The sequence below is a fragment of the Bradyrhizobium sp. UBA2491 genome (assembly GCF_002341725.1).
Classification (GTDB): domain Bacteria; phylum Pseudomonadota; class Alphaproteobacteria; order Rhizobiales; family Xanthobacteraceae; genus Bradyrhizobium.
Genome location: NZ_DDOP01000100.1, coordinates 76,339 through 89,266, shown reverse-complemented (window position 1 = coordinate 89,266; position 12,928 = coordinate 76,339). Strand labels below are relative to the sequence as shown.

At 67.3% G+C, this 12,928-nt stretch carries 12 protein-coding genes; 5 read left to right on the top strand and 7 right to left on the bottom strand.

The genetic code is table 11. From position 1 onward, the window contains the following. Positions 1–17 precede the first annotated feature (17 nt). The 4 genes from B2W55_RS32790 to B2W55_RS32775 form a co-directional block, all read right to left on the bottom strand. On the bottom strand, positions 18–2,081 hold the full coding sequence (locus B2W55_RS32790; RefSeq protein WP_024580438.1) for a membrane protein: 2,064 nt from the start codon (positions 2,079–2,081) through the stop codon (positions 18–20). 148 nt (positions 2,082–2,229) lie between these two features. Next, positions 2,230–5,040, bottom strand: coding sequence for a DUF4159 domain-containing protein (locus B2W55_RS32785; RefSeq protein WP_024580439.1), 2,811 nt, complete (start codon positions 5,038–5,040; stop codon positions 2,230–2,232). Then, entirely contained in the window at positions 5,040–5,981 is a 942-nt protein-coding gene (locus B2W55_RS32780; protein WP_024580440.1) for a DUF58 domain-containing protein, read from the bottom strand. The genes B2W55_RS32785 and B2W55_RS32780 overlap by 1 nt, the downstream gene beginning before the upstream one ends. Next, positions 5,981–6,985, bottom strand: a complete 1,005-nt coding sequence (locus B2W55_RS32775) for an AAA family ATPase (RefSeq protein WP_024580441.1) — start codon at positions 6,983–6,985, stop codon at positions 5,981–5,983. The genes B2W55_RS32780 and B2W55_RS32775 overlap by 1 nt, the downstream gene beginning before the upstream one ends. A 239-nt stretch (positions 6,986–7,224) precedes the next feature. Here B2W55_RS32775 and B2W55_RS32770 point away from each other — a divergent pair, with 239 nt between their 5' ends. The 5 genes from B2W55_RS32770 (at position 7,225) to B2W55_RS32750 (ending at position 10,808) form a co-directional block, all read left to right on the top strand. Beyond that, positions 7,225–7,866: a DUF1285 domain-containing protein gene (locus B2W55_RS32770; protein ID WP_024580442.1), complete on the top strand. Its 642-nt coding sequence runs from the start codon at positions 7,225–7,227 to the stop codon at positions 7,864–7,866. Positions 7,867–7,931: 65 nt separating this feature from the next. Further along, on the top strand, positions 7,932–8,534 hold the full coding sequence (locus B2W55_RS32765) for a CoA pyrophosphatase (protein ID WP_371412494.1): 603 nt from the start codon (positions 7,932–7,934) through the stop codon (positions 8,532–8,534). Then, positions 8,531–8,794, top strand: coding sequence for a DUF6111 family protein (locus tag B2W55_RS32760; protein ID WP_024580444.1), 264 nt, complete (start codon positions 8,531–8,533; stop codon positions 8,792–8,794). The genes B2W55_RS32765 and B2W55_RS32760 overlap by 4 nt, the downstream gene beginning before the upstream one ends. Beyond that, entirely contained in the window at positions 8,791–10,047 is a 1,257-nt protein-coding gene (locus tag B2W55_RS32755; RefSeq protein WP_024580445.1) for a CCA tRNA nucleotidyltransferase, read from the top strand. Before B2W55_RS32760 ends, B2W55_RS32755 begins: the two co-directional genes overlap by 4 nt. Then, positions 10,044–10,808 (top strand): sulfite exporter TauE/SafE family protein, encoded by a 765-nt coding sequence (locus tag B2W55_RS32750; RefSeq protein WP_024580446.1) that lies wholly within the window; start codon positions 10,044–10,046, stop codon positions 10,806–10,808. Before B2W55_RS32755 ends, B2W55_RS32750 begins: the two co-directional genes overlap by 4 nt. Positions 10,809–10,864: 56 nt before the next feature. On the opposite strand, the gene B2W55_RS32745 is transcribed toward B2W55_RS32750, so the two are convergent. From B2W55_RS32745 to hemF, 3 genes are all read right to left on the bottom strand, one after another. Continuing rightward, complete coding sequence (locus tag B2W55_RS32745; RefSeq protein WP_024580447.1) at positions 10,865–11,134, bottom strand: YodC family protein; 270 nt, start codon at positions 11,132–11,134, stop codon at positions 10,865–10,867. Between the two features lie 167 nt (positions 11,135–11,301). Continuing rightward, positions 11,302–12,039, bottom strand: a complete 738-nt coding sequence (locus tag B2W55_RS32740; protein WP_024580448.1) for an HAD family hydrolase — start codon at positions 12,037–12,039, stop codon at positions 11,302–11,304. Beyond that, positions 12,030–12,926 (bottom strand): oxygen-dependent coproporphyrinogen oxidase, encoded by an 897-nt coding sequence (gene hemF / locus B2W55_RS32735; protein WP_024580449.1) that lies wholly within the window; start codon positions 12,924–12,926, stop codon positions 12,030–12,032. The genes B2W55_RS32740 and hemF overlap by 10 nt, the downstream gene beginning before the upstream one ends. Positions 12,927–12,928 lie beyond the last annotated feature (2 nt).

Below are 12,928 nucleotides of genomic sequence, written 5' to 3'. Positions count from 1 at the left end.
TTGGATGTCGGGAGTTCTCAGCGCCCTTCGCGCAGCCAGGTTGCGGAGAATGCGCCGAGCAACAGCAAGAGGCCGACCAGGCCGGCGAACATCGGCAGCACGCCGACGCCCTTCACGACGCTGGCGTCGCGCATCTTGACGCCGAGCCAGCCGTCGCCGCGGAAGATCGAGGACGCCCGCACCGGCACGATGCGCGGCATGTCGAGGCTCGATCCGTCGACGATGCGCCGCGCGTCGCCGCCGGTCGCCTGCGTCAGCGGCTTCAGGGTCTCGGTCGTCGAGGTGACTTCCGAGAATTCCTTCGGGTTGGTCGGGCCGACATTGATCAGTGCCTTCAGCGTGCCGTCGGTGGCTTGCCAGAGACCGAGCTCGCTTGCCGGCAGCGTGGCGCGCCACTCGCCGGGATCGCCGGCAGTCAGCGTCAGTTCATGGGTGGCGCCGCTCGGCGACGTCACGGTGACCGGCGCGACGGTGTCGGCCATGGTCTGGCGCACCACCATCAGGTCCTTGCCCTGCACCTGCATGCGCAGCGCCTCTTCATCGAGATCGGGCTGCTTCATCAGCCAGTGCGACACCCGTCGCAACAGATCGAGATGCGGGCCGCCGCCCTCATAGCCGCGCGCCCACAGCCAGATGTGGTCGGTGAGCAGCAGCGCAACGCGGCCTTCGCCGAACCGCGACAGCAGCAGCAGCGGCTTGCCGTCGGCGCCGGTCATGACCGGCGGCGTCACCGCGTTGCGGGTGTCGACGGTGCGGAAGAACCGGCTCCAATGCGGCGGCTCGGCGTTCGAGCCTTCCAGCCCGCGCGTCACCGGATGGCGTTTCCCGGCGTCGCTCAAGTGTGCGTAGAACGGCTTCTCGGTGACGCCGACCGGTTCGGCCGGCAGCACCGAATCCAGCGGCGTGCGCCAGATGCTGGTGGTCGAGGCATAGTCGGGGCCGGCCGACACCAGCACCGCTCCGCCGGAGCGGACATAGCGCGCGATGTTGTCGAAATAGGCGATCGGCAGCACACCCTGGCGGGCGTAGCGGTCGAAGATGATCAGCTGGAATTCGTTGATCTTCTGCTGGAACAACTCACGGGTTGGAAACGCGATCAGCGACAGCTCGTTGATCGGCGTGCCGTCCTGCTTCTCCGGCGGCCGCAGGATGGTGAAGTGCACGAGATCGACGCTGGGGTCGGACTTCAGCAGGTTGCGCCAGGTGCGTTCGCCGGCATGCGGCTCGCCGGAGACCAGCAGTACGCGCAGCTTGTCGCGCACGCCGTCGATCGAGACCACGGCGCGGTTGTTGACCGGCGTGAGTTCGTTCTCGAGCGGTGAGGCCTCGATCTCGACGATGTTCGGGCCGGCATGCTTGATGTCGATGTCGACGCTGGAGGTCTGGCCCGAGGTTAGCGTCCGCTCGTTGATCACTTCGCCGTCGCGGCGGACGGTGACCTTGGCACGCTCGCCGGTGACGCCCTGGTCGTCGAGCCGGTAGGTGATGGTCTGGGTCTGGCCGACGATGCCGAAGCGCGGCGCCGCCGTGATCGCGATGCGGCGGTCGCGCTCGTCCTTGCGGCCGGTGATCAAGGCGTGCACCGGTGCCTGGAAGCCGAGCGCCTGGGTGTTGGCCGGAATATCGTGCACCCGGCCATCGGTGATCATGAAGGCGCCGGCGACGCGCTCGACCGGAACATCCGACAGCGCCGAGGTCAGCGCGCCGAACAGCTTGGTGCCGTCGGTTTCGCCGTCGGCCTGGCCGGCTTCGACGACACGGACCTCGAGGCCCTTGATCTGCTTCAGGCTGTCGACCAGCGCCTGCCGCGCCTTCTCGGTCTCCTGGTTGCGCGTGCCGAAGTTCTGGCTCGGGCTCTTGTCGACCACGACGACGGCGACCGAGGACAGCGGTTCGCGGTCCTCGCGGGTGAAGGAGGGATTGGCCAGTGCGAGCAGGATCAGCGCCAGCGCAGCAACGCGCACCGCGGCGCCGCGCGCGCGCGACACCAGCAGCAACAGCGCGATGACGACGATCGCGCCGAGCGCGAGCCACAGCACGAGCGAAGGAACCAGCGGTGTGAACGCGATACCGTAGTTCATGACGCAAACCTATCAGCGTCGTCATGGCCGGGCTTGTCCCGGCCACCCACGTCTGCCTTTCCTTCTACAGCAAGGAAGACGTGGATGCCCGGGACAAGCCCGGGCATGACGGCGAAGTTGTGGAGACAATGTTTGCTCATGATACGCATCATTGTCCCAGCCGCTCGATCAGGGCGGGTGCGTGCACCTGGTCGGCCTTGTAGTTGCCGGTCAGCGTGTACATCACGATGTTGACGCCGGCGCGGAAAGCGAATTCGCGTTGGCGCGGCTCGCCCGGCGTCAGCGGCAGCATCGGCTGGCCGTCGGGACGGATCGCCCAGGCGCCGGCGAGATCGTTCGAGGTGATGATGATCGGCGAGACGCCGTCGCCGCCGCGCGCCGGGCGCTGCGCGGCTTCCTCGTCATCCTCGCGCGGCAGCGCCTCGACCCAGGTCCGGCCGGTGTTGAAGCGGCCGGGGAAGTCGCGCAGCAGGTAGAATGTCTTGGTCAGCACGTGCTCGCGCGGCACCGGCTCGAGCTCCGGCACGTCGAGGGTCGACAGCAATTCGCGCAGCGTCTGCATGCCCGGCGTTTGCGAGGCCCCGTTGTCGCCCGGCGGCGCTTCGACGGCGTCGCGGGTGTCGAAGATCACGGTGCCGCCTTGCTTCATGTAGGCGTCGATCTTGTTGATGGCGTCCTGCGGCGGCTTCGGCGCGCCCGGCACGATCGGCCAGTAGATCAGCGGGAAGAACGCCAGCTCGTCGCGCGCCGGATCGATGCCGACAGGATCGCCGGCTTCCAGCGCGGTGCGCTGCCCGAGGAACAGCGTCAGTCCGGACATCCCGGCCTTGACGATGGAGTCGACGTCGGCATTGCCGGTGACGACATAGGCGAGCCGGGTCTGCGACACCGCCTTGATGGCGAAGTCGTCGGCAGCGCTGTTCTGCGCGCGTGTCGGCGAGGGCACCATCGTCGTCGCGAGCACGAAGGCGAGCGCGAGCACCGCCGGCGCGGCGCGCCGCCGGATCAGCGCCGCAAGTCCGCCGCCGAGCATCGCCACCACGATCGCATCGAGCAGGAACAGCGCCAGCGCGGTCGACAGCATGATGCCGCGCAGGTCTCGCGGCTCGGCGTTGGTGTAGCTCGCATGCGTGGCGAGCAGCGCGGAGGTGTCGAGCGGCGCGATGCGATCGGCGGAAGCGAGCGTGTTGACCGCGATCGGGCTCTCGGCGGTGCCGTAGAAGCCGGGCGGATGCTCCGCGGTGCCGCGGTCGCGATAGTCCGCCGACATCGGCCGCGCGGTCGAGGGCGGCGGGCCGAAGGCGCCGAAACCGTCGAGCGTGCGCAGCGGCGCAACCGTCTCGGCGTTGGGGTCGCTGGCGACGCCGGGGCCGGGCTTCGAGGTGTAGCCGGACATGTCGATCAGCCGCCGCAGCATCTCGACGAAGGTGCCGGACATCGGCAGATCCGACCAGCGCATGTCGGCGCCGACATGGAACAGGCTGACCACGCCCTTGCCGCGATGCTCGCCGGTGACCAGCGGCGTGCCGTCTTCCAGCGAGGCCCAGCTCTTGGTCGCGAGCACGGCGTCGGGCTCGGCCAGCACCTGGCGGTTGACGGTGATGTCTTTCGGCACGTTGAGGCCCGCGAACGGACCGTCGGCTGCGAACGAGGCCATGTGCTGCGGCTTCTCCCAGGTCAGGCTGCCGCCGAGCGTGCGGCCGCCGCGGCGCAGCTTGACCGGAACGAGGTCGTCATCGGCCTGGGCGAGGCGGGGACCGGCGAAGCGCACCAGCACGCCGCCTTGCTCGATCCAGGCGTTGAGACGGTCGCGGATCTCCGGCGACAGCGTGCCGACATCGGCCATTACGATCATCGGCAGCCGCTGGTCGAGGAATTGCGCGATCACCTGCTGCGGCGCGCCGCGATCGCCGAGCCTGACGTCAGCGAACGGCGACAGCGCGCGCGACAGATAGAAGGTCGAGGCCAGCAGCGGCTGCGCGGTGTCGCTGCTCGATCCCGAGACCACGCCGATGGCGCGGCGGCGCCAGCGCCGGTCGAGCAGCTGCACGGCGCCGGCGGAATGCTCGCCGGAAATCTCGAGCCGCGCGATGTCGTTGCGCAATTCGACCGGAAGATCGAAGGCGGCCTCGGTCTCGCGCTCCTGCGGACCGAAATTGTAGCGCGCCTCGCCGATCGGCGAGCCCTTGGCATCGACCGCGCGCACCGTGCCGGCCGCGAGGCCGTTCTCGGTGCGCAAGACCTTCACTGTCATCTTCGCCGCCGCGTTCTCGGCCGCGACCAGCGCCTGCGCCGGCTGCGCGCCGCCGGCATAGATCGTCAGGTTGCGGTTCTCGATCACCTTGCCGAGGCCTTCGGTGAACTCGCTGCCGCGGCCAGTATCGACGCCATCCGACAGCCAGGCGATGTCGCAGTCGCCGGTCGATTTGAGGAAACGTTCCAGCGTCGGGAGGGTGTCGACGCGGTCGACCGAGTACGGCTTCGGCGCGAGCTGGCGCAGTGCGACGCGTGCGGTGCCGGCCGGCATCAGCGTGATGTCGCGCGCCGGCTCGGACAGCGGCACCAGCGCGACGCCGCGGCGGTCGCTGTCGGCATTGGCGATCAGCTCGTCGGCGGCCCTGATCCGCGCGTCCCAGCTCGAGGCCGCGCTCCAGCCATCGTCGAGCAGGATCACCAGCGGCTGCTTGCCGGCGGCAACGCCGGTCTGCGGATTCCAGATCGGACCGGCGGCGGCGAGAATGACCAGCGCGGCGGCGGCGAGCCGCAGCAATGTCAGCCACCACGGCGTGCGCGACGGCGTCTCCTCCTTGGGCGCGATGTCGAACAACAGCCGCGTCGGCGGGAATTCGACCCGCCGCGGCCGCGGCGGCATCACCCGCAGCAGCCACCACAGCACCGGCAGGCTGACCAGCCCCAAGAGCAGCAGCGGTTCGGCAAAGGAGAGCGGGAGGCCGGCGATCATGCGCTGCGTCCCGCTTTGACGGGTGAGCGGCCGCCACCCTTGCTGACCATCATGCCGGCGTGCAGGAACAGCAGCAGTTCGGCGGCGGAGCGGCTGGTGGTATGGGTCGAGAACAGCCAGTCGAGCCGATTGGTCTCGGCACGAATCTGGTCGCGATGCAGCGCGACCCGGGCGACGTAATCGCTCGCCCAGCTTTCGGCGCGGCCCGCGGTGATGACGCTGCCGGCCTCGGGCTCGACGAATTCGACGCGGCCGGAATAGGGGAAGGTCTCCTCGGCCGGATCGACCACCTGGACCATCGTGCCATGCGCGCCTGACGAGGCGAGCCCGGCCAGCATGGTCGTGATCTCGGTCAATGGCGACCAGAAGTCGGATAACACCACGATCTCGGCGAGCGACGACGGCACGAATGACGGCGGCAAGCTGGCGCGCGTCGTCTCGTCATGCAGCATCGCCTGCGCCATCTTGTCGATCACGGCGCGGCTGCCGGTCGGGTTCATCAGGCCGGGAACGCCGACCCGCTCGCCGCCGGCGACCAGCAGTTCGGCCAGCGCAAAGGCGACGATCAAGCCGCGCTCGAGCTTGCTGTCGCGCGCCTCGCGCGAGGCAAAGGCCATCGACGGCGAGCGGTCGGGCCAGATCCACACCGTGTGCGCAGCCTCCCACTCCTGCTCGCGGACATAGAGATGATCGTCACGCCCGGAGCGGCGCCAGTCGACACGCTGCGCCGGCTCGCCCGAGACGAAGCGGCGATATTGCCAGAAACTTTCGCCGGTGCCGGCGCGACGGCGGCCATGCAGGCCATGGATGACGTTGGCGGCGATGCGGCGGGCTTCGAGCACCAGGCGCGGCAGCGATGCGGCGAGCGTACGGCTTTCGCCATCTGCACGTCGAACCGCAAGGATCTCCCCGTTCTGTTGCCTGGTGTCAGCGGCCATCAACCAATCCGCGTCTTCAATTGCTTGATCACGTCGGGAATGGTGCGGCCCTCGGCGCGCGCCGCGAAGGTCAGCGCCATGCGGTGCTTGAGCACGGGCTCGGCCAGATCGAGCACGTCGTCGATCGACGGCGCGAGCCGGCCGTCGAGCAACGCGCGGGCGCGCACCGCGAGCATCAGCGACTGGCTGGCGCGGGGGCCCGGTCCCCAGGCGATCAGCTTGCCGGCGTCGCCACCCTCGGTGCCGGGACGCGCGGCGCGAACCAGCGTCAGGATCGCCTCGACCACGGAATCGCCGACCGGCAGGCGCCGCACCAGGCGTTGTGCCGTGAGCAGCGTCTCCGCGTCCATCGACGGCTTTGCCGTTGCCTCCTCGGCACCGGTGGTCTCGAACAGGATGCGCCGCTCGGCGTCGCGATCGGGATAGTCGACGTCGATTTCCATCAGGAAGCGATCGAGCTGCGCCTCGGGCAGCGGATAGGTACCCTCCTGCTCGAGCGGATTTTGTGTCGCGAGCACGTGGAACGGCTTCGGCAAATCATGCCGCGCGCCGGCAATGGTGATGTGCTGCTCCTGCATGGCTTGCAGCAGCGCCGACTGGGTGCGCGGGCTGGCGCGGTTGATCTCGTCGGCCATCAAGAGCTGCGCGAACACCGGGCCTGAGATGAAGCGGAACGAACGTTTGCCGGCCGAGCTCTCATCGAGCACTTCGGCGCCGAGAATATCCGACGGCATCAGGTCGGGCGTGAACTGGATGCGCTTGGCATCTAGCCCGAGCGTGACGCCGAGCGTCTCGACCAGCTTGGTCTTGGCGAGGCCGGGCACGCCGATCAGGAGTGCATGGCCGCCGGAGAGGATCGTCACCAGGGTGTTCTCGATCACGCGATCCTGGCCGAAAATCACCGTGGAGACCGCTTCCTTGGCGGCCTTGATCTGGCCGGCGACCTGTTCGGCCGAGCGGACGATCACATCCTCCAGTTTTTCGACGCTGTCTGCACCAGCCATTCGGTCCGCTCCTTACTTGACGATCCGCGTGATTCCCGCGTCGCCATCTGTCGTCATCGCCTGGCCCACATGCTAAACCTGCACGAAGGCCATGTATTCGTTGAATTAAACTATCCCCACCTTATCGGTATTTCAGAGTATGAACGGCATCACGATGTGGCGAGAATGACATCCCGACCACATCTCAGGATACGTGCACCAAATGTGCCAGATTGAGGGTAGGAAATTTAAGGCAAACAATGGCGAAGCAAGGGCAGAGCGATCCCGGCGGTGAAACTACGGGTCTCGGAAAGACGGGTCTCGAAGGGCTCACCACCGCCGCCAATCAAGCTGCGACATCCGGTACGGCCGGACGCAAGGGCCTGCCGCCGGTTCATTTGTGGAATCCGCCATTCTGCGGCGATCTCGACATGCGAATCGCGCCCGACGGCACCTGGTTCTACATGGGAACGCCGATCGGCCGGCCCGCGCTGGTGCGGCTGTTCTCGACGATCCTGAAGCGCGAGGACGGCAAGCACTTTCTCGTGACGCCTGTGGAGAAGGTCGGCATCCGCGTCGACGACGCGCCGTTCCTTGCCGTGGAAATGCAGACCGAGGCCGACGCGCGCGGCCGGCTGCTCAAGTTCCGCACCAATGTCGACGACTGGGTCGATTGCGAGAAGGGGCATGGCCTCCGATTCGAGGCGGCCGAGGATGGCGGATTGACGCCCTATCTGCATGTCCGCGCCGACCTCTGGGCCAAGGTCACCCGCGCGCTTTATTATGATCTGGTTGACATGGGCGAGGAGCGGATGGTCGATGGTCAGCAGATGTTCGGCATCGAGTCCGGCGGCGAGTTCTTCGCGATGGCCGATGCCAGCCAGGTGAGGGACGCACTTTGAACGAGCCGTTGCTGAAGGTGAAGCCGGCGACGATCACCTCGACGGAATTCTTCGCGCGGGCCCATATGCGGCTCAATTTCGAAGTGCCGCCGGGCCTGGTCGATCCGCATATCATTCCGCGCACCGGCGATTCCGGCAACGACCGCATGCTCGAGATCGTGGCGCAGGAGCAGCCGGTGCGGCCGGCCGCGGTGCTGATCCCGGTGGTCGACCATCCCGAGCCGACCGTGCTGCTGACGCAGCGCTCGCCGCATCTGTCGAGCCACGCCGGCCAGATCTCGTTTCCCGGCGGCAAGATCGATGCCACCGACGCCTCGCCGCTGGATGCCGCGCTGCGCGAGGCCTGCGAGGAAGTCGGGCTGAAGCGGGAATTCATCGACCCGGTCGGCTATCTCGACCTCTATGGCACCGCGTTCGGCTTCCGCATCCTGCCGACGGTCGCCAAGGTGAAGCCGGGATTCACCTTGAAGATCAACGAGGCCGAAGTGGTCGATGCATTCGAGGTGCCGCTCGCCTTCCTGATGAACCCCGAGAATCACCAGATCCACACTAAGGAATTCCGCGGCATGGACCGCTCCTATTATGCGATGCCGTTCGCCGAGCGCTACATCTGGGGCGCGACCGCGGGCATCCTGCGTGTGCTCTACGAGCGGATCTATCTGTCATGATCCGCACGGTGTTGACCGAGATCGGAGTCTTTCTGATCCCGTTCGCGGTCTATGCCATCTTCCTCAGCGCGACGCGGTCCGGCGTGATGCTGCCGGCATCCTGGCCGCTCGACATGCTGGCGAAGCTGACGCTGGCGGCGCTGGTGCTGGTCATCATCAGCTTCCTGCTGCTCGCCGAATTGACCGGCGCGCCGCCGAACTCGACCTACGTTCCGGCCCATATCGAGAACGGCAGGCTGGTGCCGGGAGCTGAGAGATGAGCGGAGTGCGCCTGCTGTCCGACGCGCCGTGGCTCGCTTCGGGGCCGGCTGCGCGCGTGCTCGGCCTGCTCAATGCCGACGGCGAGGAGGCGCGGGTGATCGGCGGCGCGGTGCGCAACGCGCTGATGCGGATTCCGCTCGCCGACATCGACATCGCCACCACGGCGCTGCCGGAGGAGGTGATCCGGCGCGCCAAGCGGGCGGGCATCAAGACCGTGCCGACCGGCATTGAGCACGGCACGGTGACGCTTGTCGTCGACGGCCAGCCCTTCGAGGTGACGACACTGCGCGAGGACACCGAGACCTATGGTCGCAAGGCCAAGGTGGCGTTCGGGCGCGACTGGGTGCGCGACGCCGAGCGGCGCGACTTCACCATCAACGGCCTGTCGGTCGACGCCTCGGGCGTGGTGCACGATCATGTCGGCGGCCTTGCCGACATCGAGGCAAGGCGGCTCCGCTTCATCGGCGATCCCGCGCAGCGGATCGCCGAAGATTACTTGCGCATCCTGCGCTTCTTCCGTTTCCACGCCGCCTATGGCGCCGGCCAAGTCGATCGCGCCGGCTATCTCGCCTGCATCGGCGGCCGCGCGGGATTAGCCGGCCTCTCGGCCGAGCGCATCCGCATGGAGATGCTCAAGCTCGTGGTCGCGAACGGCGCCGCGGGCGCGGTGGTCGCGATGGCGGATGGCGGGTTGCTGCAACCGCTGTTCGGCGGGGTCGCCTATACCGGACCGTTCGCGGCGATGATCGGGATCGAGGGCCTGCTGGCGCTTGCGCCGAGCGCGATGCGCCGGCTCGCCGCGCTGACGGTCGCCGTCACCGAGGACGCGCGCCGCGTCGCAAGCCGGCTGCGGCTCTCCAACGCGGAGGCCAAGGCGCTGGATTCGATGGGCCATCGCTGGTGGCGCCTGCCCGGCATGGACGAAGCGCATGCCAGGCGTCGGCTCTACCGGCTCGACGAGGGGCCCTATCGTGATCGCCTGCTGCTGGCCTGGGCGCGAACCGGCGCGGGCCCCGATGTCGAGCAGTGGCGCGCGCTCGCGACGTTGCCGCAGCGCTGGCGCGCGCCTCACTTTCCCTTGAGGGCGTCGGATTTCATCGCGCGCGGCATTGCCGAAGGGCCGGCATTGGGGCATGTACTGACCTTGGCCGAGGATGCTTGGCTAGCCGCGGATTTTCCGCTCGATCCGCAGGTGTTGTCTGGCATCGCCGACCAGACCGTTTCCCGTTTCACCCGCGACCATCGGCTTTGAATTTCCTCTCCGGCTTCTCAGACATCTCGCTCCTTCAGCTTGTTCTCGTCGCCGCCGTCGCCCTGTTTGCTTCCGTGATCGGCGGTCTCGCCGGCTATGGTACCGGCGCGTTGATGCCGCTGGTGCTGGTGCCGCTGGTCGGCGCCGAGCCGGTGGTGCCGATCATCGCGATCTCGTCGATCTTCACCAACACCAGCCGCTTCGTCGCCTTCGTCAGGTTTGCCGACCGCCGCAAGGCGATCATCGTGATCGTGGCGGCGTTGCTCACCACGGCGCTCGGCGCCTACGGCTACTCGCGGCTGACCGGCGCCGGCGCGTCGCTGGTGATCGGAAGCATGCTGATCCTGAGCGTGCCGCTGAGGCGGTTGTTGCGCAAGCACAGCGTCAGGATCGGGGAACGTGGATTGGCGGCGGGTGCCGTTGGTTACGGCGTGCTGGTCGGCGGCACCGCGGGCTCCGGCGTCATCCTGCTATCGCTGCTGATGGCGGCGGGGCTCGAAGGCGCCGCGGTGGTCGCGACCGATGCTGTGATTTCGCTGACCAGTGCCGCGGTCAAGATTTCGGTGTTCGGCCTGACCGGCATCATCACCGCGCAAGTCCTGGCGCTCGCATTCCTGATCGGCCTGGTCGCCATTCCCGGCGCGTTCCTGGCCAAGGCCTTTGTCGAGCGGATGCCGGTGCATATCCACACCGCGATCCTCGATGCCGCCGTGATCACCGGCGGCGCGGTGATGATCACGAACGCGCTGCGCGCGTTCTGAGACGGAAGGCAGACGATGCCGCCGGCGCCTGCCGGGCAGCATCGCGCCAACGAATCTCACGCCGCTTTGCGCTTCTTCTTGCGGTCGCCGTCGTCGTCCTCGTCTTCGTCGTCCTCTTCTTCCTCGTCGTCGTCTTCTTTGTCATCTTCCTCGTCGTCGTCTTCGGGATCGAGCGATTCGAGTGCGACGAGCGGCAGGGTTTCGCGGAACAGGTCGCCGTCCGTGCCCATCCAAAGGCACTCGACCTTGTCCTCGTCGACTTCCACCACCGTGATCGGATGGCCGCCGGATTTCAGCATGACGACATCGCCTGGTTTCAGTTCCATGATTTTCCCTCCGCGCATGATGACGCGATCGGCACGCTAGCGACCGGTGATGACAGTCAAATCACGACCGGCGGCGGGATCGATGGAATTGACGTGGAAAACAGCCGCGATGCTTGTTTAGGCATGATCTTCTCGGACAACGAGCTTCCACGTTTCCGGATCATGCTCTACTGCGCGGCAGGAACCAGTTCGGTCAGCGAGCGGATGATGCGGTCGGGCTTGATGGTCGATCCCGGCGGCAGCCCGACACCGTGCACGTCCATCCAGATCGCGTAGATGCCGAGCCGCTGCGGCGCCACGACTTCCCACTCCAGATTGTCGCCGATCATCCAGGTATCCGCCGCGGTGACGCCGAGCGCGTCCATCGCGTGCAGATAGGCGCGCTCCTCCGGCTTGCCGAAGCCGTGCTCGCCTTCGATCTGGATGTGATCGAAGCGATGGCCGAGCGCGAAACGCTCGACCTTGGCGCGCTGCATGTCGGCGGCGCCGTTGGTCACCAGCGCGAGCTTGATGCCGAGCGCCTTGAACCTATCAATTGCCTCATGCGCGCCGGGGAACACGAACATCTCTTCCTCGCGATAGGCGGTGAAGCGATCGGCGATGCGGTCGGCGAGGTCGTCCGGCAGCGCGCGGTGGCCGGCCGCGGCGAGCTGGGCGAAGCCGCCCTTCACGGTCAGCCGGCGCGCTTCGCCGAGCTTGATCCGCCAGATCGGCTCGGCGGTCGACCAGAATTGCCGGGCGTAGGCCAACAGCGCGGTGGCGACCTGATCCGGGGGCAGGGGCGCGAGCTCCGCGGCGAATTCGGTGGTGATCGTGTTCCAGGCGATCTCGGGACGTCCGTAGGCCGACAGGATGGTGTCATCCATGTCGATCAGCATCGCGCGCGGCAGCTTGGTCACGGCCATTTCACCTCCGGCGGCAGCGACGACAGGATCGAATCCACATTGCCGCCGGTCTTCAGCCCGAAGATGGTGCCGCGATCATAGAGCAGGTTGAACTCGACATAGCGCCCGCGGCGGACCAACTGCTCGTTGCGATCCTCCGCGCTCCAGGCCGCCGCGAAATTGCGCCGTACCAGGTCGGGATAGATGTCCAGGAAGCTGCGCCCGACGTCCTGGGTGAAGCCGAGATCGGCTTCCCAGTCGCCGCTGTCGTGCCAGTCAAAGAAGATGCCGCCGATGCCGCGGGCTTCCTTGCGATGGGGCAGATAGAAATATTCGTCGCACCATTTCTTGTACTTGTCGTAGTCGGCGACGCCGTTCGGCCCGCTGCACGCCCCCTTCATCGCGGCATGGAAGGCGACCGTATCGGGGTCTTCCTGGGTGCGCCGCCGGTTCAGCACCGGCGTCAGATCCGCGCCGCCGCCGAACCACGCCTTGGTGGTGACGACGAACCGGGTGTTCATGTGCACCGCTGGCACGTTCGGATTGCGCAAATGCGCGATCAACGAAATGCCCGACGCCCAGAACCTCGGATCATCGGCGGCACCGGGAATCTGGGCGCGGAATTCGGGAGCGAACTCGCCATGCACGGTCGAGCAGTGCACGCCGACCTTCTCGAACAGCCGGCCCTTCATGATCGACATCACGCCGCCGCCGCCGGGCTTGCCGGTGTGGTCGGTGCGGTCCCAGGGGGTGCGCACGAACCGGCCGGCGTCGCCGGGATAGAGCGCTGCGGGGGCATCGTCCTCGAGCTGCTCGAACGCGGCGCAGATCTGGTTGCGCAGCGTCTCGAACCAGCTGCGCGCACGCGCCTTGCGGTCTTCGATGATGGCGGGGTCTGTGGGCAGCATGA

Excerpts from the sequence above, each read along its gene's own strand:
- B2W55_RS32790 (WP_024580438.1), bottom strand. The coding sequence starts at position 2,081 with ATGAACTACGGTATCGCGTTCACACCGCTGGTTCCTTCGCTCGTGCTG.
- B2W55_RS32780 (WP_024580440.1), bottom strand. The coding sequence starts at position 5,981 with ATGGCCGCTGACACCAGGCAACAGAACGGGGAGATCCTTGCGGTTCGA.
- B2W55_RS32775 (WP_024580441.1), bottom strand. The coding sequence starts at position 6,985 with ATGGCTGGTGCAGACAGCGTCGAAAAACTGGAGGATGTGATCGTCCGC.
- B2W55_RS32770 (WP_024580442.1), top strand. The coding sequence starts at position 7,225 with ATGGCGAAGCAAGGGCAGAGCGATCCCGGCGGTGAAACTACGGGTCTC.
- B2W55_RS32765 (WP_371412494.1), top strand. The coding sequence starts at position 7,932 with ATGCGGCTCAATTTCGAAGTGCCGCCGGGCCTGGTCGATCCGCATATC.
- B2W55_RS32760 (WP_024580444.1), top strand. The coding sequence starts at position 8,531 with ATGATCCGCACGGTGTTGACCGAGATCGGAGTCTTTCTGATCCCGTTC.
- B2W55_RS32755 (WP_024580445.1), top strand. The coding sequence starts at position 8,791 with ATGAGCGGAGTGCGCCTGCTGTCCGACGCGCCGTGGCTCGCTTCGGGG.
- B2W55_RS32745 (WP_024580447.1), bottom strand. The coding sequence starts at position 11,134 with ATGGAACTGAAACCAGGCGATGTCGTCATGCTGAAATCCGGCGGCCAT.
- B2W55_RS32740 (WP_024580448.1), bottom strand. The coding sequence starts at position 12,039 with ATGGCCGTGACCAAGCTGCCGCGCGCGATGCTGATCGACATGGATGAC.
- hemF (WP_024580449.1), bottom strand. The coding sequence starts at position 12,926 with ATGCTGCCCACAGACCCCGCCATCATCGAAGACCGCAAGGCGCGTGCG.